Origin of the sequence: Streptomyces sp. NPDC021562 (assembly GCF_040640875.1) — a bacterium.
Classification (GTDB): domain Bacteria; phylum Actinomycetota; class Actinomycetes; order Streptomycetales; family Streptomycetaceae; genus Streptomyces.
In genome coordinates this window covers 199,321-219,176 of record NZ_JBFACN010000015.1, presented here as the reverse complement: position 1 = coordinate 219,176, position 19,856 = coordinate 199,321, and the positions used below count along the sequence as shown (strand labels likewise).

14 protein-coding genes, 3 tRNA genes and 4 pseudogenes are annotated in these 19,856 nt (G+C 69.8%); 10 read left to right on the top strand and 11 right to left on the bottom strand.

Going from position 1 to position 19,856, the window contains the following annotated elements:
• Positions 1–2: 2 nt before the first annotated feature.
• The 4 genes and pseudogenes from AB0G52_RS24490 to AB0G52_RS24475 form a co-directional block, all read left to right on the top strand.
• Positions 3–671 carry a hypothetical protein gene (locus AB0G52_RS24490; protein ID WP_361338597.1) on the top strand — a complete coding sequence of 223 codons (669 nt, stop codon included), beginning with the start codon at positions 3–5 and terminating at the stop codon, positions 669–671.
• 430 nt (positions 672–1,101) lie between these two features.
• Positions 1,102–1,374 carry a type II toxin-antitoxin system Phd/YefM family antitoxin gene (locus AB0G52_RS24485; RefSeq protein ID WP_361338594.1) on the top strand — a complete coding sequence of 91 codons (273 nt, stop codon included), beginning with the start codon at positions 1,102–1,104 and terminating at the stop codon, positions 1,372–1,374.
• Entirely contained in the window at positions 1,371–1,628 is a 258-nt protein-coding gene (locus tag AB0G52_RS24480) for a Txe/YoeB family addiction module toxin (protein WP_361338591.1), read from the top strand. Before AB0G52_RS24485 ends, AB0G52_RS24480 begins: the two co-directional genes overlap by 4 nt.
• A gap of 388 nt (positions 1,629–2,016) precedes the next feature.
• Positions 2,017–2,330: pseudogene (locus AB0G52_RS24475) on the top strand (ATP-binding protein); the annotation flags it as partial.
• A 522-nt stretch (positions 2,331–2,852) separates the two neighbouring features.
• Here AB0G52_RS24475 and AB0G52_RS24470 read toward each other — a convergent pair.
• From AB0G52_RS24470 to AB0G52_RS24460, 3 genes and pseudogenes are all read right to left on the bottom strand, one after another.
• Entirely contained in the window at positions 2,853–3,260 is a 408-nt protein-coding gene (locus tag AB0G52_RS24470) for a PIN domain nuclease (RefSeq protein ID WP_361338588.1), read from the bottom strand.
• The gene (locus AB0G52_RS24465) at positions 3,257–3,490 is read right to left on the bottom strand and encodes a type II toxin-antitoxin system VapB family antitoxin (protein ID WP_053672219.1); all 234 of its coding nucleotides are present in this window, start codon (positions 3,488–3,490) and stop codon (positions 3,257–3,259) included. The genes AB0G52_RS24470 and AB0G52_RS24465 overlap by 4 nt, the downstream gene beginning before the upstream one ends.
• A gap of 131 nt (positions 3,491–3,621) precedes the next feature.
• A pseudogene (locus AB0G52_RS24460) lies at positions 3,622–3,776 on the bottom strand (IS982 family transposase); the annotation flags it as partial.
• Positions 3,777–4,180: 404 nt separating this feature from the next.
• Here AB0G52_RS24460 and AB0G52_RS24455 point away from each other — a divergent pair.
• Both AB0G52_RS24455 and AB0G52_RS24450 read left to right on the top strand, forming a co-directional pair.
• Positions 4,181–4,573, top strand: a complete 393-nt coding sequence (locus AB0G52_RS24455; protein WP_207921615.1) for a hypothetical protein — start codon at positions 4,181–4,183, stop codon at positions 4,571–4,573.
• Positions 4,570–6,387, top strand: a complete 1,818-nt coding sequence (locus AB0G52_RS24450) for a caspase family protein (protein ID WP_361338584.1) — start codon at positions 4,570–4,572, stop codon at positions 6,385–6,387. The genes AB0G52_RS24455 and AB0G52_RS24450 overlap by 4 nt, the downstream gene beginning before the upstream one ends.
• Positions 6,388–6,583: 196 nt before the next feature.
• Here AB0G52_RS24450 and AB0G52_RS24445 read toward each other — a convergent pair.
• The 5 genes and pseudogenes from AB0G52_RS24445 to AB0G52_RS24425 all read right to left on the bottom strand — a co-directional run.
• Positions 6,584–6,697, bottom strand: a pseudogene (locus AB0G52_RS24445) (transcriptional regulator); the annotation flags it as partial.
• A gap of 511 nt (positions 6,698–7,208) precedes the next feature.
• Positions 7,209–8,255: pseudogene (locus AB0G52_RS24440) on the bottom strand (FG-GAP-like repeat-containing protein); the annotation flags it as partial.
• A 487-nt stretch (positions 8,256–8,742) separates the two neighbouring features.
• Positions 8,743–8,819: transfer RNA gene (locus tag AB0G52_RS24435), tRNA-Ile, on the bottom strand.
• A 178-nt stretch (positions 8,820–8,997) separates the two neighbouring features.
• Positions 8,998–9,070 (bottom strand) — tRNA-Asn (locus AB0G52_RS24430).
• Positions 9,071–9,075: 5 nt separating this feature from the next.
• Positions 9,076–9,148, bottom strand: a tRNA-Asn gene (locus AB0G52_RS24425).
• Between the two features lie 132 nt (positions 9,149–9,280).
• On the opposite strand from AB0G52_RS24425, the gene AB0G52_RS24420 reads away from it, so the two are divergent.
• From AB0G52_RS24420 to AB0G52_RS24405, 4 genes are all read left to right on the top strand, one after another.
• Positions 9,281–9,583: a YtxH domain-containing protein gene (locus AB0G52_RS24420; RefSeq protein WP_132886646.1), complete on the top strand. Its 303-nt coding sequence runs from the start codon at positions 9,281–9,283 to the stop codon at positions 9,581–9,583.
• A gap of 165 nt (positions 9,584–9,748) precedes the next feature.
• The gene (locus AB0G52_RS24415; protein WP_361338580.1) at positions 9,749–11,203 is read left to right on the top strand and encodes an FGGY family carbohydrate kinase; all 1,455 of its coding nucleotides are present in this window, start codon (positions 9,749–9,751) and stop codon (positions 11,201–11,203) included.
• 165 nt (positions 11,204–11,368) lie between these two features.
• The gene (locus tag AB0G52_RS24410) at positions 11,369–13,102 is read left to right on the top strand and encodes an ABC transporter ATP-binding protein (RefSeq protein WP_361338577.1); all 1,734 of its coding nucleotides are present in this window, start codon (positions 11,369–11,371) and stop codon (positions 13,100–13,102) included.
• Positions 13,102–15,030, top strand: a complete 1,929-nt coding sequence (locus AB0G52_RS24405) for an ABC transporter ATP-binding protein (protein WP_132886649.1) — start codon at positions 13,102–13,104, stop codon at positions 15,028–15,030. Before AB0G52_RS24410 ends, AB0G52_RS24405 begins: the two co-directional genes overlap by 1 nt.
• 111 nt (positions 15,031–15,141) lie before the next feature.
• Here the strand turns inward: AB0G52_RS24405 and AB0G52_RS24400 are convergent, their stop codons facing one another.
• From AB0G52_RS24400 to AB0G52_RS24390, 3 genes are all read right to left on the bottom strand, one after another.
• Positions 15,142–16,452: an RNA polymerase sigma factor gene (locus AB0G52_RS24400; RefSeq protein ID WP_132886650.1), complete on the bottom strand. Its 1,311-nt coding sequence runs from the start codon at positions 16,450–16,452 to the stop codon at positions 15,142–15,144.
• Between the two features lie 105 nt (positions 16,453–16,557).
• Positions 16,558–18,465 (bottom strand): DNA primase, encoded by a 1,908-nt coding sequence (gene dnaG / locus AB0G52_RS24395; RefSeq protein WP_132886651.1) that lies wholly within the window; start codon positions 18,463–18,465, stop codon positions 16,558–16,560.
• Between the two features lie 75 nt (positions 18,466–18,540).
• Positions 18,541–19,803: an FAD-dependent oxidoreductase gene (locus AB0G52_RS24390; protein WP_132886652.1), complete on the bottom strand. Its 1,263-nt coding sequence runs from the start codon at positions 19,801–19,803 to the stop codon at positions 18,541–18,543.
• Positions 19,804–19,856 lie beyond the last annotated feature (53 nt).

Genomic DNA, 19,856 nt, shown 5'->3' with positions numbered 1-19,856 from the left:
ACGTGCCCGAACCGGCCGATGCGGTGTGCCACGCGTGCCGGATCTTGCTGCCGCTGCTCGATTCCCCGGTCGCTCGACAGGCGTGGTGGGCGTTTCTGGACGACCACGCCTACCACCCGGTGGAGTTGTTGTGGGAGCACTCCGAGACGCACGAGCGGATCGACATCGACTACATCATGGTGGACAGCGACATCGAGGGCGACCCCTCGGTCGCCGAGTACGCGGGTGACTGGCCGGGCCGCCCGCTCGCGCTGCACCCCCGGCCGGTGGCCCGTGCGGTCGCCGAGATCGTGGAGCGCGCCTTCGACGCCATGGACGCCCACGAGTGGCGGGCCGCGCCGGCCGACGGGGCGGTGGCCGAGCAGATCGTGCGGTGCCTGGACTTCGCTCCCCCGGCCGGCGAGCCGGTCGACGACGCCGCCGTACTCACCCGGCTGACCGCGGTGGAGGCGGCGCTGGACCAACTGAGCCGGGCGACCGCCGAACCGGTCGGCGAGCACTTCGGCGCGTTCCTGCACGACGTCCTGCGCGCCCTGCCCACCGCGGCCGATCTCCCCCCGGACGAACTGCGCGCCGAAAGCGGCCCCCTGGCCTCCCCCCGCCTGTGGGACACCGAGCGGGCCCTACGCCTGATCCAGCACCTTCTGGCCGCCAGAATCGCCCTCCCCTAGGGCGCCCCCGGGCCCTCCTGGACCAGCCACCGGCGCTCCCCGCTTCCGTTGCGGCGCCGGCTGCTGATGCCGCGTTGGCCGACCGCCCGGGTTCACGGGGCGATGGAGTAGCCCTCCTCGTCCACTATGACCTCGGTGCTGCCGGCGCTGCGGTCGTCGACGCCGATGCACAGACTCGGGGCGGCGACCGATATCGCGGTCGCGTCGACCGTCGATGCGCAGCCGGGCTGTCCTTGACGTGAATGACACGGGCGCGGCTCACGATGACGGCACTGGACCTGCCGGTGACCCGGATCGCCGGGGCGCCCGTACCGCGTTCAGTTCCACCTGGCCGACGGTGGTGGCGAGGTACGCGGCTCCACCACTCGTACCAGAATGACGTACCAGTGCGGTACCGTTTTCTCGTACCATCAGAAAGGGGCGCCGCCAGATGACCATAAGCGCCAGCGAGGCCCGCAAGGACCTCTTCCCCCTCATCAAGCGCGTCAACGACGACCACACCCCCGTGCGTATCAGCTCCAAGAGCGGCGACGCGGTTCTGATGTCCGCCGAGGACTACGACTCCTGGCAGGAGACCGTCTACCTGCTGCGTTCTCCTGCCAACGCGCGCAGTCTCATGGAAGCCGTCGCACGGGACAGGGCCGGCGAGGCCGTGGTCACCAGGACGGTGGCAGAACTGGAAGAGCTGGCGGGTGACGGGTGAGGAGCGTCCGCTTCGACCCGGCCGCATGGGAAGACTTCCTGTTCTGGCTCGGCTCGGACCGCGCCATGGCCCGCAGGATCACCCGGCTGATCGGCGAGATCCAGCGCACCCCCTTCACCGGCATCGGGAAGCCGGAACCCCTGAAGGGGGACCTGTCGGGCTACTGGTCACGCCGGATCGACGATGAACACCGGCTCGTGTACCGGGTGGACGAGAAGGAAGTCAAGATCCTCAAGGCCCGCTACCACTACTGAGGCTTGCAAAGCACGCCATCACGTCATCTGCGCGCGCTCGAAGAAGCCCGCACCCTGACTGCCGACGGCGTACTGGATGCTGAGCTTTCTCCCGAACAAGAACAAGGACCGGCCCACAGGCACGCGGGACGACGGCCGGCCTGCCGCCGCCCGGGCCGGCGTCCATGCTGGTCGCGGGCGGGGTGCACAAGTTGCGCGCGCTGGTCGAAGATGTCCTCGACGGGCCGGAGGGTCGGGTTTTGGGCCGGATGGGCGGGAGGCGGACGGCCTGGGAGCGGGCCACGAGAACGACCCGCCGTACGGCCCAGCGGATGGACGGATGGACAGGCCGGAAACCGGCCACGCGAACAACGCACCGCACAGCCCCGCGGACGGCCGCGTAGAGGTGCGGATCGTCGCGGACGCGGTCGCGGAGACCGATCCGCGGCGCGTGGAGCGGATCCTCACCAACCTGGTCCACAACGCCGTGCGGCACGGCGCGCCGCCGGTCACGGTCGAGGTGGACGTCGAGACGGACGCTGAGACAGACGAGGATGGCGCCGGACCGGTCGTCCGGGTCCGCGACCACGGCCCGGGTTCCCACCCGACCTGTTGGCCGTCGTCACCTCCTCCGGCCCTCAGCGGTTCCGCACCGGTTCCGAGTCCGCGGGAACGGGCCTGGGCCTGACCTTCCGCAACCATCCCGACGGGGGTGCCGAGTAAAGCCTCGCATCCGTGGACCTGTTCTCCATTTTGGCGGACAAGAGTGCGGGCGGTGATTGCCATGTCGATGCCGAGGGTGGCTGTGTCCTCGACGAACGCACACTGGCGGCCGGGGACTTGAACTCGCGAGCAGCGGACGCTTCTGCTCGTGCAGCGAGTGGTGGGGCGGGTGGGACTCGAACCCACGGCCGACGGATTATGAGTCCTTTGAGGATCTTGGCGACCCTTGTCGATCCATGCTCGTCTTGGCCGTTTTACCAGGTCAGACGCGGAACTCGGGAGCGAGGCGGTCGGGTCACGAAGGGCCGCCTGAACAATCTCGTCACACGGCCTCACGGTGAAGCCTTCGCGCTGCACCGCCCGGCCCCTGTACGGCCCCTGGGTTTCGTCATCGACCTCAAGGCAGCCGCCCCACCACCCAACTCCACACCCGCGGGCCGCGGAACTGGTGAGGCGCGGCAACCGGCGCCGGCCGACGAGTGACAGACCTGCGGGCGAGCCGGGTGCGCTCTCCCTCTGAGATCAGGCGCGCACGTCTCGCTGCTGAACTTCCTTGAGCACTTCGGCCACCGTCGCGAAGTCACTGTCCACGTGGAGGACAGTGTGCCCATGGTGGACAGCTGTCGCACACACCAACAGGTCGATCGCTCCAGCCGTGCGGTGCTGGCCCCGCTGGGTCAGTTTGTACTGGGCGGTGTCGACCCAACACCAGGCGTTCTTCGGAACCGGAGAGAGCGAGCAGAGCGCGTCCAGTTCCTCTGCGAGCTCATCCCGATGGGACGGGCTGGTCGCCGAGTAGAGAAATTCGGCCCGTGTCGGCTCGCAGAGGTGGAACACCCCGGCGGCAATGTGTCCCTCCCAGGAACGCAACGCACCTGGGGTGCGAAACAGGTGCCACAGAGCCGAGGTGTCCACCAGGTACGTGATCACTCGAAGGCCTCGCGCCGCGCACGCTTCTCCGCGTCATGCGCCGCCGCAGCCTGCTCGAACTCACCACGCGCACCCCGCGCGGCCAGCTTCTCCGCAGCCTCGAGCCGCTTGATCCGCGCCACATAGTCCCGAAGGGCCGCGTTGACGGTCTCCTTCTTCGTCGTGACACCCATGAGCCGCATGGCCTCGGCGAGTGCCTCGTCGTCGAGATCAATCTGTGTAACGGACATCGGACACCTCCAACATCCACGATGTATGCACCCAGGATACATCACCAACACTGGCGGGCCCATCGACCACAAACAGGCCACCCAAGGGAAGTGCGCCGGATGCCAGGGCACCCCCATGAGCCCGCCCGGGGTTCGGAGACGAAGCCGAGCAGGTCCTGCATCACCGCCAGCGTCAACAACTCGGCGTCGGTCAGGCTCGGCGGGCGCCCCATCGGCGCGAGCCGACCAGAGAGTCATCGATCTTCACGTACAGTGCAGTCGCGAGGGTGTCGAGGTCTGTCGTCACAAACGGACCAACGAGACCCTCGCTTCATGCACCCGGCCCCTTCGGACTTACAGGCATCCCGAGCTCATGCCCGCCTCCCTGACGTGGAGGCGCGTCGGGGTCGTGCTCGTCGTGACCCGCTGGACGAGACGGAGCGCCTCCTCCATGCACCCGTACATATCGCCTGCTACGAGGTGTGCACCATGGAAGGGGAGCACCTGGTGACTTTCCCGGTGCAGTAGCCAACACCCGTCGCGAGCGCGGCGGTTGAACGATGAACGTTACGGTTGAATCGCGAAATGCATTCTGTCATCGGCGATTTGCCGTCGCGCCATCAGCGGCAGAGACTGTAAACGATGACGTGGAGCCCACCGATGGTCCGACTCTGCGCCGCCCCGAACAGCACGAACAAAGGGGCTGACCCGGTGGAGAAACAATTGCTGATCCTCCTCTCCGAGGAGGAAGCGGAACCTGAACGCGTGGCAGAACTGACCAGTTACCTGCGCGAGGAACTACTCGATCTCGACGTGGACGACGTCACGGCGCTCCCCGGCGTGGAGGCCCCGCCTGGAACGCGGGCCGTGGACGTCACTCAGATCGGCTCCCTTTTGGTGGCTCTGGGCGGCTCGGCGACCGCCCTGAGCCAGGTGGTGAACGCGGTTCGGTCGTGGCTGGACCGATTTCATGACTCACGTCCGTCGTTGCGTCTGGAGATGGACGGCGACGCCATCGAGGTGTCCAAGGCGACCGACGAGCAGATCGCGGAGGCGTTCAGAGTCTTTGTGCAGCAGCATGCGACGCCGGGAGCCCGGTCATGACGGAGTCCCGGCACGCACTGATCATCGCAAACGACCGTTATGTCGACCAAGGGCTGAAGAAGCTCAGGGCGCCCGCGCAGGACGCCGCGGCCCTTGCCGGGGTGCTGGAGGATCCACAGATCGGCGAGTTCAAGGTCCAGGTCGTTCACAATGCGCGGGCCGACGAGATGCGCAGGAGCATCCAGCGCTTCTTCAAGGACCGCCGCCGCGACGACACCCTCCTGCTGCACTTCTCCTGCCACGGCCTCAAGAGCGAGTCCGGCGAGTTGTACTTCGCCGCCGGCGACACCGAGCCGCAGCTGCTGGACGCCACGGCGATCTCGTCCCAGTTCGTCCGCGGGTGCATGTCCCGGACGATGGCCGGCCGGACCGTCCTGTTCCTCGACTGCTGCTACGGCGGCGCCTTCTCCCGAGGCGCGTCTGCGCGGGCCAGCGGAGACGTGAACGTCCTCGAGTCGTTCCAGACGGAGAAGGAGCCCGGGGGGCAGGGCTGGGCCGTCATCACGGCATCCGACTCCATGGAATACGCCTTCGAGGGCCCGGAACTCGCCGAGAACTCCGCTCCGCGGCCGTCGGTCTTCACGCACGCGGTGGTGGAGGGCCTCAAGAGCGGCGAGGCCGATCGCGACGGGGACGGCGAGGTCCGCCTCATGGAGCTGTACGACTTCGTGTACGAGCGCGTGCGGGAGGAGAATCCGAACCAGACACCGAAACGCACGGTGGAGATGCGGGGGGATCCGTGGCTGGCGCACAGTCGGCGTGGCCGACTCAAGATCGTTGCCGTTCCCTCGCCGCCCGCCCTGCAGGAGGCCATGAACAGCAGCGAGGTCATCAAACGACAGAACACCGTGTTGCTGTGGCTGAAGAAGCGACTGCAGAATCCGGAGCTGCCCATTGCGGAAGGGGCACGTCAGCACCTGGAAGAGGTCGCGCACAACGACATCCCGGAAGTTGCCGATCTGGCGTCGGACGCTTTGAGCGAGATCCACCTGGCACCGTCACCGGACCACCTGGACTTTGGCCTGTTGCCGAATGGAGCGCCTGCTCGGAAAAAGTCCGTGACCATGCAGGGCCCACCGCTGGCGCGTCACTGCGTGGCCCAGCCCACACAGTCATGGCTGCAGGTCGATCCGACGCCGAGCGGTCTCGAGGTCCACGTCGACACGGCCGCCGAAGGGCACCTGTCGGGCGACATCGTGCTCAAGGGTGTGGCCGACGAGGCGTTGATCCACGTCGAGGCGGTGGTGGACCCGCGGATCGAGCCCGCGCCCCTAGCCGGACCCACGGATCAGGAGCCCGAGCCCCGGCCGCCCGGTCCCAGGACGGACACGACGATCATCCAGCCCCCGACTCCGCCGCCGTCCATCCCCGAGCCACCATCGACTCCGCCCCCAGGATCCGTACCCGGACGGAAGGAACCGCGCACATCCCGCCTCGCCCGCGCCCTCGCCCCCGCTGGCACCGCCCTCGTCCTCGCTGGCACCGCGGCCATCACGGCCATCGTGGCCATCCAAGCGGCGGTGTCAGCCGTATACGAGCGAAGCAAACGAGGGGTGCACGGAAACATCGAGGACAACATCCACCACCACGGAGTACTCGCGTCGCTCACCGTGTGTCTGATCACCGGTGCGCTGGCCCTGGTCGTCGGCGCGCTCGCCCGGCACGACCTGAGGAGGCGGCGGGAGCGCTACACGACGCAGGCGGCGGGTATCACGCAAGCACTGACGTCGATCGCGAAAGGTTTGGCGATCCCGGCGCTGGTCCTGGCCGTCCTCGCGGACATCGCCTACGTGGTGGGCAGCCGGTACTGGTAACGCTTCGGCGACTACTTCAGTACGGAGACAATCGCCACTGCTCGCAAGTGGGTCTCGAACCCACGCGCAACGGAATGGCCTACCGACGAGCTGATGCTCCACCCCTCACGCCGGGGTGGAGCATCATCCCTGACTTCAAGAAGCGAGTTTGCCCACCGGGCTGCGGGCAGGCCTGGGGCCCGGCGTTTCGATCGGATCAGCCGAGGACGTAGCTCTCATCACCGAAGTCAGCGACGATCTTCAACTTGCCGCCGAGCGCCTTGACGTAGGCGGCGAGGGTGTCGAGCTCGCTGCGCTCCAGCTGGCCCTTGACGTCCACGCGGGGGGGGCTGGCCGGCGTCGTCGAGGGTGAGCTGCCAGTTGGCCAGGGTGCTGCTGCCCTTGACGCTGCCGATGGAGGTCAGGCGCCCGGCGTTGTCGTAGGACCGCTTCTCCGTGTACCCGTTGGCGGCGGGAAGGGTGGTAGAGGTGAGGTCGCCCGCCTGGTCGTAGCCGTAGGCGAGTTTGCCTGCCGGGCCGTTCTGAGAGGTGGCGCGGGAATCGTCGTAGCCGTACGTCGTCTTCTGCCCCGAGGCCGGGGCGGTGGCGACGGCCGCGCCGGTGAGGTGTCCGGCACCGTCGCCACGCCACAGGCGCAGGTGGTCCGAGGTGTCCACGGCGACGATGTCGCGAGTGGTGCCGGCGTCGTAGGTGCCGGTGAGCGGCTGACCGTAGGGGGTCCAATCGTCGGCCTGGAGGATGTAGGTGCCGAAGCCGCCGGTGCCGTTGGCGGGGTAGAAGCGGAGTTTGTTGTTGGCGGTGTCGCGTGCGAGGAAGTCGGTTTTGCCGTCGCCGTTGAAGTCGCCGGGGGTGAGGTACATGCTGCCCCAGCCGGCGCCGAGGTCGGTACGGGTACCGAAGGTGCCGTCGCCCTTGCCAGGGTAGAAGTACAGATGCCCGTCACTGGGGTTGACGGCCAGGACGTCGAGCTTGCCGTCGCCGTTGTAGTCGAGCGAGACCAGCCGGTAGGCCGCCCAGCCCGCGCCGACGTCCGTGCGGGTCCCGAAGGTGCCGTCACCCTTGCCGGGGTAGAAGTACATCTCGTTGGCGGAGGAGCTGACGGCGAGAAAGTCTTGTTTGCCGTCACCGTTGAAGTCCCCGGCGGTCAGGGTCATCACGCCCCAGCCGGTGCCGAGGTCGGCGGGTGCGGCCAGGCCGCCGGATCCGTTGCCGTTGGAGCGGTAGAGGTGACCGGTGGACTTGTCGATCGCCAGCAGGTCGGTCTTGCCGTCGCCGGTGAAGTCGATCGGCAGGATCTGGGTGAAGCCGGTACCGGTGCCGGTCAGGGTGGCGCCGACGGTGAAGGTGCCGTCCGGGCGGCCGAGGTAGGTGCGGATGCCGTTCTTGGCGTCGGTGCGGATCACATCGGTGACGCCGTCGCCGTTCAGGTCCGCGGAGGCCGTCTGGACCGCACCCGACCAGTCGAGCGCGGCACCGGCAATGTAGTCCTGGGCGCGGGACGTGATGCGTCCGTCGTCGTAGGTGTAGGCGAAGGTGACCTTGGCCGCCGACGGGGTCACCGATGTCAGCCGGCCGTCGGAGTCGTAGCCGTAGGTCCGCGTGCCGGTCCCGTCGGTGACGGTCTTGCGCTGTCCGGCAGTGTCGTAGGTGTAGCCGAGAGCCGGGGTGGAGTCGCTGTAGATCGTCGCCGACGGCAGGTTCCGCGCGTCGAAGGTTGTGGTGGCGGTGATGCCTCGGGTGTCGGTGACCGTGGTGGGGTTGCCGTCCTCGGCGTACCCGAAAGACTGCTTACGGCCTAGGGGGTCGGTGATGCCCGCCTGCCGTCCGGCATCGTCGTAGGAGTAGGTAAGTCGTCCGCCACTCGCCACCCAGCTGCTGGCAGCCCGTGGTCCGAGCAGCGAACGGGGTACGTCAGTAACCCTCGGCTCACATGCCCGCCGAAACCATGAGGCAGCGGGGGCGACTCCCTGGCGCGATCGGAGGCCGCTTTCAGTACGGCCCCCGTTTCTCCCCCACGCCGACCGGCTACGTCGGCAACGGCACGATCGAGGCGACCCCCGCCGCCACCACGCCGCTCCTACCCCGCTACGCCCCCGGACAGAGTGGCCTACTCGGCGCCGGAGCGGCACATTCCGGTTTCCCCGCGTCCAGCGAGCGTCCAGAATCCAGTGCCACAGGAGCCACAGTCCGCCAGTTCAACCGCTACGAACTGGAGCATCCGTGCAGGTCAGGGGGATTCGCACCCTCGACACCGGCAACGAGGCCTAACTCACGAGCAGCGGATTCAGTCCATTCAGGCGAAGTTGACGATCCGACATCCAAAAATGAGCGTTTCCGCAGGTCAAAGGCCTGCGCTGGTGGGGCGGGTGGGACTCGAACCCACGGCCGACGGATTATGAGTCCGCTGCTCTAACCGGCTGAGCTACCGCCCCATAGCGGCGTGTCGCGTACAAGTGTGCGCGCCGTCTGCCGCAGCATAGCCGCTCATACGATCTCCTGCTTCGGCTGGTCGGCGAACTGCGACGTTCATGACCTTGAGGACATCGGCGCAGGCCCGGCGGTTCCCGGGAACATGAAAAAGGACCCCACCAGGGGTCCTCGTTCAGCATGCTCCCCCGACTGGACTCGAACCAGTAACCTGCCGGTTAACAGCCGGCTGCTCTGCCAATTGAGCTACGGAGGACCGAGCTCCCCCGACTGGACTCGAACCAGTAACCTGCCGGTTAACAGCCGGCTGCTCTGCCAATTGAGCTACGGAGGAATGCCTCGTTGCATCGAACGTGACTCCCTGGGTAGTCGCCAGGGGGCGGGCGCTCGCTGCGACACATACATTAGCGCAAGCAGGGGGGTGCTCCGCCAATCGGTACTCCCCCACACCGGAAGGGTCGCCGTCATGCGCTACAAGCTCACGTTCGTCGTCGGGCTCGCCCTGGGTTACGTGCTCGGCACGCGTGCCGGACGCGAGCGCTACGAACAGCTGAAGAAGTCCGCCCGTCAGGTCGCCCAGAACCCGGCCGTCCGCAACACCGCCGAGACCGCCGCCCAGCAGGGCCGCGTCTACGCAGGCAAGGCCCTGCACACGGTGAGCGAGAAGGTCGGCGACCGGGTGCCCGAGTCGGTGTCCGCCCGCGTCCGCTCGCTGCGCGAGCGCAGCCACGGCGACGGCGGGGACGACTGGGGCACCAGTACCCCGTAGGGCCCGTTCTGCGGTGGGGCCGCCCTCCTCGCGAGGTGGGCGGCCCCACCGCTGCGCGGCCACGGCGCGCGGCCGCCGCCCGAAAGGCGCCCGCCACCCGAAGGCCGCCACCCTAAAGGCGCCCGTCGGCCGAACCACAGTGGCGCGTGCGGCAGAATTTCGGGCATGGGGATAGTCGCCGGGTTGGACAGCTCACCCGATTTCACTCGCATCGTGGTCTGCGACACGGACACCGGTGCGGTGCTCCGGCAGGGATACGCACCGCACCCCGTCGACACGCCGGACGGCGCGGCGCGCCCCAGTGACGTCGACCCGCAGGCCTGGCTGCTGTCCCTCGGGGAGGCGGCCGGCGGCGGTCTCCTGGAGGGCGTGCAGGCCATCGGCGTGTCCGCGCAGCAGAACGCGCTGGTCCCGCTCGACGCCCAGGGCAACACCGTCCGACCCGCGATGGTCGGCGGCGACAAGCGCGCCCAGGTCGCCGCGGCCGATCTCGTCGACGCGCTCGGCGGCCGGGAGGCCTGGGCGCAGGCCGTGGGCTGCGTGCCGCAGGCGGCCCAGCCGGTGACCAAGCTGCGCTGGCTGGCCAAGACCGAGCCGGAGAACGCCCGGCGCACCGCCGTACTGCTCCAGGCGCACGACTGGCTGGTCTGGCAGTTGCTGGGACGGCCGGTCCGCAGGACCACCGACCGCGGGGGCGCCTCCGGGACCGGTTACTGGTCGGCGGCCACCGGCGGGTACCGGCCCGACCTGGTCGAACTCGCCCTCGGGCACCAGGCCATGCTGCCCGAGGTGATCGGCCCGTCCGAGGCGGCCGGTACGACCCCGGAGGGGCTGCTGATCTCGGCGGGGACCGGCGAGACCATGGCCGCCGCGTTCGGTCTCGGGCTCGGTCTCGGGGACGCCGTCGTGTCACTGGGGGCCTCGGGGTCGGTCATGGCCGTGCACCCGGAGGCGCTCGCCGACCCCTCCGGGATGATCACGTCGCTCGCCGACGCCACCGGCATGCACCTGCCGGTCCTGACCACCCTGAACGCCGTGCGGGCCCTGCGCGGGACCGCCGAACTGCTCGGGCTGCCCGACCTGGAGAGCCTCTCCGACCTGGCGATGAAGTCGACGCCCGGCGCGCACGGGCTGGTGATGCTGCCGTACCTGGAGGGCGAGCGGACGCCGAACCTGCCGCACACCGCGGGGACGCTGGCCGGGCTGCGCCGGGAGTCGATGAAGGCCGAGCATCTCGCGCGGGCCTCCTTCGAGGGGATGCTGTGCGGGCTCGCCGACGCGCTCGACGTGCTGCGCGGGCGCGGGGTGGAGGTGCGGCGGGTCTTCCTGCTGGGGCCGGCCGCCGAGCTGCCGGCCGTGCAGGCGGCGGCGCCGATGCTGTTCGGTGCGCAGGTCGTCGTACCGCAGCCGGCGGACTACGCGGCGATCGGGGCGGCGCGGCAGGCGGCCTGGGCGCTGGGGGTGTCGCAGGGCACCCTGGACCCGCGGACCCCTCCGGTGTGGCAGGGCGCCACCGCCCAGGTGCTGGAGCCGGGTGACGAACGGGCGGTGGGACAGGCGGTGCGGCAGCAGTACGTGTCCGTGCGCGAGCAGACCCATCCCGGGGCGTTCCGGTCGTGACCGGGCGCAGGGCGGGGGCACCGTCGGGTCGATCGGTCGCGGCGCCGGATTAATCGGTTGAGGTAACGCGGGTGGAGTGTCGGACGATAGGGGCCTAGGGCAAGCGATCCCGCCCGTCCGGGCGGGCGCGATCCCGCCTCCACCGCCGACTCCGAGAGACGTAGCGTGCTCATACGACTTCTGCGGACCTATCTCAGGCCCTACAGGAAACCCATCTCCATCCTGGTGCTGCTGCAGTTCCTGCAGACCTGCGCCACTCTCTACCTGCCCACGCTCAACGCGCACATCATCGACAACGGCGTCGTGAAGGGCGACACGGACTACATCCTGTCCTTCGGCGCGCTGATGATCGGTATCTCGCTGGCCCAGGTGGTGTGCAACATCGGTGCCGTCTACTACGGCGCCAGGACCGCGTCGGCGCTCGGCCGGGACGTGCGGGCCGCCGTCTTCGACCGGGTGCAGTCCTTCTCCGCGCGTGAGGTGGGCCACTTCGGGGCGCCCTCGCTCATCACCCGTACGACCAACGACGTACAGCAGGTCCAGATGCTGGTCCTGATGACGTTCACGCTGATGGTGTCGGCGCCCATCATGTGCGTCGGCGGCATCGTGCTCGCCCTCGGCCTGGACGTTCCGCTGTCCGGGGTACTGGTGGCGGTCGTCCCCGTGCTCGGCGTCTCGGTGACCCTGATCGTGCGCCGGCTGCGGCCGCTGTTCCGGGCCATGCAGGTACGGCTCGACACCGTGAACCGGGTGCTGCGCGAGCAGATCACCGGCAACCGGGTGATCCGCGCGTTCGTCCGCGACGAGTACGAGCAGGGCCGGTTCGGGAAGGCCAACCAGGACCTGACCGAGATGCAGCTGGCCACCGGCAACATGCTCGCGCTGATGTTCCCGATCGTCATGACGACGGTGAACGTCTCGTCGATCGCGGTGGTCTGGTTCGGCGCGCACCGGATCGACGGCGGTCAGATGGCGATCGGTGACCTGACCGCGTTCCTCGCCTACCTGATGCAGATCGTGATGTCCGTGATGATGGCCACCTTCATGTTCATGATGGTGCCGCGCGCGGAGGTCTGCGCCGAGCGCATCGAGGAGGTGCTGGACACCGAGTCCAGCGTCGTCCCGCCGCTCGCCCCGGTCACCGAGCTGCGGCGGCACGGCCATCTGGAGATCCGCGGCGCGGGCTTCTGCTATCCGGGTGCCGAGGAGCCGGTCCTCAAGGCCGTCGACCTGGTGGCCAGGCCCGGCGAGGTGACCGCCGTGATCGGTTCCACCGGCAGCGGCAAGTCCACCCTGCTCGGTCTCGTCTCCCGCCTCTTCGACGCCACGGACGGCGCTGTCCTCGTGGACGGGGAGAACGTCTCGGAACTCGACCCGAAGCTGCTCGCCAAGACGGTCGGCCTGGTCCCGCAGAAGCCGTACCTGTTCGCCGGGACCGTGGCGACCAACCTGCGCTACGGCAACCCGGACGCCACCGACGAGGAACTCTGGCACGCGCTGGAGGTCGCCCAGGCCAAGGGCTTCGTCGAGAAGCTGGAGGGCGGCCTCAACGCGCCCATCGCCCAGGGCGGTACGAACGTCTCCGGCGGCCAGCGGCAGCGCCTCGCCATCGCCCGGACGCTCGTGCAGCGTCCGGAGATCTACCTCTTCGACGACTCCTTCTCCGCCCTCGACTACGCGACCGACGCCGCCCTGCGCGCCGCGCTCGCCCGGGAGACGGCCGAGGCGACCGTCGTCATCGTCGCCCAGCGGGTGGCGACCATCAGGGACGCCGACCGGATCGTCGTCCTCGACGAGGGCCGCGTCGTCGGCACCGGCCGCCACCACGACCTCATGGCCGGCAACGAGACCTACCGGGAGATCGTGCTCTCCCAGCTGACGGAAGCGGAGGCCGCCTGATGGCCGGGCCCATGGGACGCATGATGGCCGGCGGCGGCCCCGACTCGCGGTCGATGGACTTCAAGAACTCGGGCAAACGGCTGGTCGCCCGGTTCCGGCCCGAACGGCTCACGATCTACCTGCTGCTGGTCTGCGTGGTCGCGAGCGTCACCCTCAACGTGATCGGCCCCAAGATCCTCGGCAAGGCCACCGACCTGGTGTTCGCCGGGGTCATCGGCAAGCAGATGCCGGCCGGGGCCACCAAGGACCAGGTGCTGGCGGGCATGCGCGAACGGGGCCAGGGCACCGTCGCCGACATGCTGAAGAGCACCGACTTCACGCCGGGCAAGGGCATCGACTTCGGCCAGGTCGGCGACGTCCTGCTCTTCGCGCTCTGCACCTACGTCGTCGCCGGTCTGCTGATGGCGGTGGCGACCCGGCTCGTCAACCGGTCCGTCAACCGCACGATGTACCGGCTGCGCGAGGACGTCCAGGGGAAGCTGTCCCGGCTGCCGCTGTCGTACTTCGACAAGCGCCAGCGCGGCGAGGTGCTGTCCCGGGCGACCAACGACATCGACAACATCGGCCAGACCCTCCAGCAGTCGATGGGCCAGCTCATCAACTCGGTGCTCACCATCGTCGGCGTGCTCGCGGTGATGTTCTGGGTGTCCTGGCTGCTGGCCCTGGTCGCGCTGGCGACCGTGCCGCTGTCCTTCCTGGTCGCCACCCGCATCGGCAAGCGCTCCCAGCCGCACTTCGTGCAGCAGTGGCGTTCCACGGGCAAACTGAACGCGCACGTCGAGGAGATGTACACCGGGCACACCCTGGTGAAGGTCTTCGGCCGTCAGGACGAGTCCGCGCAGCAGTTCGCCGAGCAGAACGAGGCGCTGTACGAGGCCGGTTTCAAGGCGCAGTTCAACAGCGGTGTGATGCAGCCGCTGATGATGTTCGTGTCGAACCTGAACTACGTGCTGGTGGCGGTCGTCGGCGGCCTGCGGGTCGCGTCGGGCGCGCTGTCCATCGGTGACGTCCAGGCGTTCATCCAGTACTCCCGGCAGTTCTCGATGCCGCTGACCCAGGTCGCCTCCATGGCCAACCTGGTGCAGTCCGGGGTCGCGTCGGCCGAGCGGATCTTCGAACTCCTGGACGCGGAGGAGCAGGAGGCCGACCCGGTGCCGGGCGAGCGGCCCGCGGAGCTGCGCGGGCGGGTGGCGCTGGAGCACGTCTCCTTCCGCTACGACCCCGAGAAGCCGCTCATCGAGGACCTGTCCCTGACGGTCGAACCCGGGCACACGGTCGCGATCGTCGGCCCGACCGGCGCGGGCAAGACCACGCTGGTGAACCTGCTGATGCGGTTCTACGACGTCTCCGGCGGCCGGATCACCCTCGACGGGGTCGACATCACCCGCATGTCCCGCGACGAACTCCGGGCCGGCATCGGCATGGTGCTCCAGGACACCTGGCTGTTCGGCGGCACGATCGCGGAGAACATCGCGTACGGCGCCGCGCGCGAGGTCACCCGCGGGGAGATCGAGGAGGCGGCGCGGGCGGCCCACGCGGACCGGTTCGTGCGCACCCTCCCCGACGGCTACGACACCGTGATCGACGACGAGGGCACCGGTGTCAGCGCCGGTGAGAAGCAGCTGATCACCATCGCACGGGCGTTCCTGTCCGACCCGACGATCCTCGTCCTCGACGAGGCGACGTCGTCGGTGGACACCCGCACCGAGGTGCTGATCCAGAAGGCGATGGCCAAACTGGCGCACGGGCGGACGTCGTTCGTGATCGCCCACCGGCTGTCGACGATCCGGGACGCGGACACCATCCTGGTGATGGAGAACGGGTCGATCGTCGAACAGGGCGCCCACACCGACCTGCTGGCGGCGGACGGGGCGTACGCCCGCCTGTACAAGGCGCAGTTCGCGCAGGCGGTGGCCGAGGTGGACTGACGCGGGTGCGGTACGGGTGGGGACGCTCACCGGCGCCCGCAGGGTGCCTCCCCCAGCCGAAGGCTGGGGGAGGCACTGCGCGAGCAACCCCCACCCACCCGCACCCGGCGATCAGTCCAGATAACCCCTCAACTGATCCGCAAAAGCATGGTCCCGCAGCTTGTTCAAGGTCTTCGACTCGATCTGCCGGATCCGCTCCCGCGTCACCCCGAAGATCCGCCCGATCTCCTCCAGCGTCCGCGGCCGCCCGTCGGCCAGCCCGTACCGCAGCTGGACGACCTTCCGCTCCCGCTCCCCCAGCGTCGACAGCACCGCCTCCAGGTGCTCGCGCAGCAGCAGGAACGCCGCCGACTCCACCGGGCTCGCCGCGTCCCCGTCCTCGATGAGGTCCCCGAGGGCGACGTCCTCCTCCTCGCCCACCGGCGCGTGCAGTGACACCGGCTCCTGCGCCAGCCGCAGCACCTCCCCGACCCGCTCGGGCGGCAGCTCCAGGTGCGCGGCGACCTCCTCGGGTGTCGGCTCGTACCCCCGTTCCTGGAGCATCCGGCGCTGGACGCGCACCACCCGGTTGATGAGCTCCACCACGTGCACCGGGACGCGGATCGTGCGGGCCTGGTCGGCCAGCGCACGCGACATCGCCTGCCGGATCCACCAGGTGGCGTACGTCGAGAACTTGTAGCCGCGGGCGTAGTCGAACTTCTCGACGGCGCGGATCAGGCCGAGGTTCCCCTCCTGGACCAGGTCCAGCATGGTGAGGCCGCGGCCGACGTACCGCTTGGCCACCGACACGACCAGCCGCAGGTTCGCCTCGATGAGGCGGCGCTTGGCCATCCGGCCCATCACGACCAGCCGGTCCAGGTCCAGCGCCAGCTCGCTGTCGAGGTCGGACGCGCCGCTGAGCTTCTCCTCGGCGAACAGGCCGGCCTCGACGCGGCGGGCGAGCTCGACCTCCTCGGCGGCGGTGAGCAGCGGGATCCGGCCGATCTCCCGCAGGTACTGGCGGAACAGGTCGGAGGAGGGGCCGCCGGTGTCGGCGCGGGCGGCGGCGCGCGCCTGGGCGGCGGACTGCTCGGGGTCGGGCTCCTCCTCGCCCGCTTCGGCGGTGAGCTCCTCCGGGGCCGGGCCCTCCGGCTCCGGCTCCGTCCCGGGGTGCGGTGCGGCGCGGCCCTGCGGCGGTACGCCCGGGTGGGCGTCGGCGTCGGCTGCCGGTTCGTCCGGGCGCGTGCCGCTGTCCGTCTGGGTCAGGGTCTGGGTCTGCACGGGGGCGACCTCCAGGATGATCGCTGCCAGGGGGTGCGGCAGCGGTACTTCGGGGGCGGAGACGACGGCCTCGCCGCTGTCCGTCCCGTACGCGACGAGTGGAACGGCGGGGGTGTCGGACCCGTCCGGGACGGGCCGGCCGCGCTCCGAGGACTCAGGCACCGCCCCCCAGTGTGGGGTACGACACATCGCCGCCACGAGGGGCGTGCGGTGACTTTTTGCGTCCGGTCCGTGACCCCGCGGTCACCCCCGCTGGGCCGCCTCGGCTCAGAGAGCGGCCGGGCCGTGTTCGCGCAGTGCCTGCCCGTACTGCTGGAGGACCCACAACTCGTTCTGCACAGCGGCGAGTTGTGCGGGGTCACCGCCGGTGCCGAGGCGGGTGAGGGTGATCTGGATCTCGTGGATACGACGGTCGACGGCCCGGCGGCGGACGGTCACGAGCTGCTCGCCCGCGTAGTTCTCGTCGACCGTGCGGCGCATGATCGCCTCGACGGCGAGTTCGGTGACCATGGCGCGGACGGCGTCGTCGGGGGCGGTCTCACGGACGCGGACCAAATACTCCTGGGGGTCGTGGACGCCGTTCTCGGCGCCGCCCGCCTCCATGATGGCCTGCCGTACGGCCGCGTAGGGGGCGGCGGTGAACTCGTCGACGCCGTACGCGTCGAACGCCGGGGAGACCAGCTCCGGGCGCTGCAGGGCGAGCTTCAGCAGCTCGCGTTCGGTGGCGTAGACGGGGTTGCGGAGGTTGAGGGCGGGACCGGAGACCGCGGGGCGCGCGGCGGTGTCGTACGACGGCTGCTGCGGGCCGCGGGCCGGGGCCGAGCCTCCTCGGCCGCCCTTGTCCCGGGCCCAGCGCGCCAGCTGCGCCACCCGCTTCACCACGAACTGGGTGTCGAGGATGCCGAGCATGCCGGCGAGTTCGACGGCGACCTCGTGCTGGGCGCCGCTGTTCTTGATCCGGGCGACGATCGGGGCGGCCTCGTCGAGGGCCGCGGCACGGCCCGCGGGGGTGTCCAGGTCGTACCGGCTCACCACCTGGCGCAGCGCGAACTCGAAGAGCGGGGTGCGGGGTTCGACGAGGTCGGCGACCGCCTCGTCGCCCTTGGCGAGCCGCAGCTCGCAGGGGTCCATGCCGTCGGGGGCGATCGCGATGTACGTCTCGGCGGCGAACTTCTGGTCGTCCTCGAAGGCGCGCAGGGCCGCCTTCTGGCCGGCCGCGTCGCCGTCGAAGGTGAAGATCACGCGGGCGCTGCCGTTGTCCATCAGCAGCCGGCGCAGGATCTTGATGTGCTCGCCGCCGAAGGCGGTGCCGCAGGTGGCGATGGCCGTCGTCACCCCGGCCAGGTGGCAGGCCATGACGTCCGTGTAGCCCTCGACCACGACCGCGCGGCTGGCCTTCGCGATGTGCTGCTTGGCGAGGTCGATGCCGTACAGGACCTGGGACTTCTTGTAGATCGCGGTGTCGGGCGTGTTGAGGTACTTGGGCCCGTTGTCGGCCTCGTAGAGCTTGCGGGCGCCGAAGCCGACGACCTCGCCGCCGATGTCCCGGATCGGCCACATGAGGCGGCCGCGGAACCGGTCGATGGGCCCGCGCCGCCCCTCCTGGGACAACCCGGACAGCAGCAGTTCCTTGTCGGTGAAGCCCTGGCCGCGCAGGTAGCGGGTGAGGTGGTCCCAGCCCTGGGGGCTGTAGCCGACGCCGAAGTGCACGGCGGCGGCCTGGTCGAAACCGCGCTCGGCGAGGAAGACCCGACCGGTCTCGGCCTCGGGGCTGGTGGCGAGCTGCTCCGCGTACCAGGCGGCGGCGATCTTGTGCGCCTCGACCAGCCGGATCCGCTCGCCGCGCTGGTGGGACGGGTTGTACCCGCCCTCCTCGTAGCGCAGGGTGATCCCGGCCAGGCCGGCCAGCCGCTCGACCGCCTCCGAGAAGGAGAGGTGGTCCACCTTCATCACGAAGGTGATGGTGTCGCCGCCCTCCTGGCAGCCGAAGCAGTGGAAGAGTCCCTTGCTCGGGCTGACCTGGAAGGACGGCGACTTCTCGTCGTGGAACGGGCACAGCCCCTTCAGGTTCCCGCCGCCCGCGTTGCGCAGCTGGAGGTACTCGGACACGACGGCGTCGATCGGGACCGCGTCCCGTACCGCCTTCACATCCTCGTCATTGATCCGTCCTGCCACGGGTGAATTCTACGGGGGTGCTGTGACAGCTCCGGCGCGCCGGAGCCGCCCGTCGGGGGACGCGGAGCCGGTTGCCTAGGCGAGCGACTCCAACGGCACGTGGGGGTCCGCCAGGGCCTCGGTGTCCACCGCGGCCCGCGAGGAGATCAGCCGCTGGATCGGCGCTGTGACATCCCACACGTTCACGTTCATCCCGGCCAGCACCCGCCCCTGACGCACCCAGAACGCGATGAACTCCCGTTTCCCCGCGTCCCCCCGGATGACCACCTGGTCGTACGAGCCGGGCGGCGCCCACCCGCTGTACTCCATGCCGAGGTCGTACTGGTCGGTGAAGAAGTAGGGCACCCGGTCGTAGAGCACGTCCTGCCCGAGCATGGACCGCGCCGCCGCCGGGCCGCCGTTGAGGGCGTTGGCCCAGTGCTCCACGCGCAGGCGCGTGTCGAACAGCCCGTGCGGGAAGGAGGCCACGTCGCCGGCCGCGTAGATGTCCGGGTCGGAGGTGCGCAGCCGTGCGTCGACGACGACGCCCCCGCCGTGCGCCCGGTCGGCGATCTCCAGTCCCGCCGCCTCGGCGAGGCCGACCCGCGGGGCCGCGCCGATCGCCGCGAGGACGTCGTGCGCCGGGTGCTCCTCGCCGTCGTCGGTGCGGGCGGCGAGGACCATGCCGTCCTGGCCGACGATCTCGGTGAGCCGCACCCCGAAGCGGAACCGGACCCCGTGCTCGCGGTGCAGCTCGGCGAAGACGTTGCCCAGCTCGGGCCCGAGCACGCCGTGCAGCGGGGTCGGTCCGGGCTCGATGACGGTGACCTCGGCGCCGTACGTCCGGGCCGCCGCCGCGACCTCCAGGCCGATCCAGCCGGCACCCGCGATCACGAGGTGCCCGTTGTCCCGGCCGAGCGCGCCGAGGACGCCCTTGAGGCGCTCGGCGTGGGCGAGGCGGCGCAGGTGGTGGACGCCGGCCAGGTCGGTGCCCGGGATGTCCAGGCGGCGGGGCTCCGCGCCGGTGGCGAGCAGCAGCTTGTCGTAGCGCACGAGGGTGCCGTCGTCGCCGAAGCGGACGGTCTTGGCGGCGCGGTCGACGCGGTCCACGGTCTGGCCGAGGTGCAGTTCGACGTCGTTGCGCGCGTACCAGGCGGGCTCGTGGACGAACACGCTGTCGCGTTCGTCCTTGCCGAGCAGGTAGCCCTTGGAGAGCGGCGGCCGCTCGTAGGGGTGGTCGCGCTCGTCGCAGATCAGTATCACCCGGCCGGTGAAACCCTCGGCCCGGAGGGTCTCGGCCGCCTTCGCTCCGGCGAGTCCACCACCGACGATGATGAATGTCTGGTCCGCGTCGACCACTTGAAGCCTCCTCGTGAGGGTGCCGCCACATATGCCGCCCACATGCGCCGCAC

Coding starts and splice junctions, on each gene's coding strand:
- AB0G52_RS24485 (WP_361338594.1), top strand. CDS start 1,102: ATGACCATAAGCGCCAGCGAGGCCCGCAAGGACCTCTTCCCCCTCATC.
- AB0G52_RS24465 (WP_053672219.1), bottom strand. CDS start 3,490: ATGTCCGTTACACAGATTGATCTCGACGACGAGGCACTCGCCGAGGCC.
- AB0G52_RS24450 (WP_361338584.1), top strand. CDS start 4,570: ATGACGGAGTCCCGGCACGCACTGATCATCGCAAACGACCGTTATGTC.
- AB0G52_RS24420 (WP_132886646.1), top strand. CDS start 9,281: ATGCGCTACAAGCTCACGTTCGTCGTCGGGCTCGCCCTGGGTTACGTG.
- AB0G52_RS24415 (WP_361338580.1), top strand. CDS start 9,749: ATGGGGATAGTCGCCGGGTTGGACAGCTCACCCGATTTCACTCGCATC.
- AB0G52_RS24405 (WP_132886649.1), top strand. CDS start 13,102: ATGGCCGGGCCCATGGGACGCATGATGGCCGGCGGCGGCCCCGACTCG.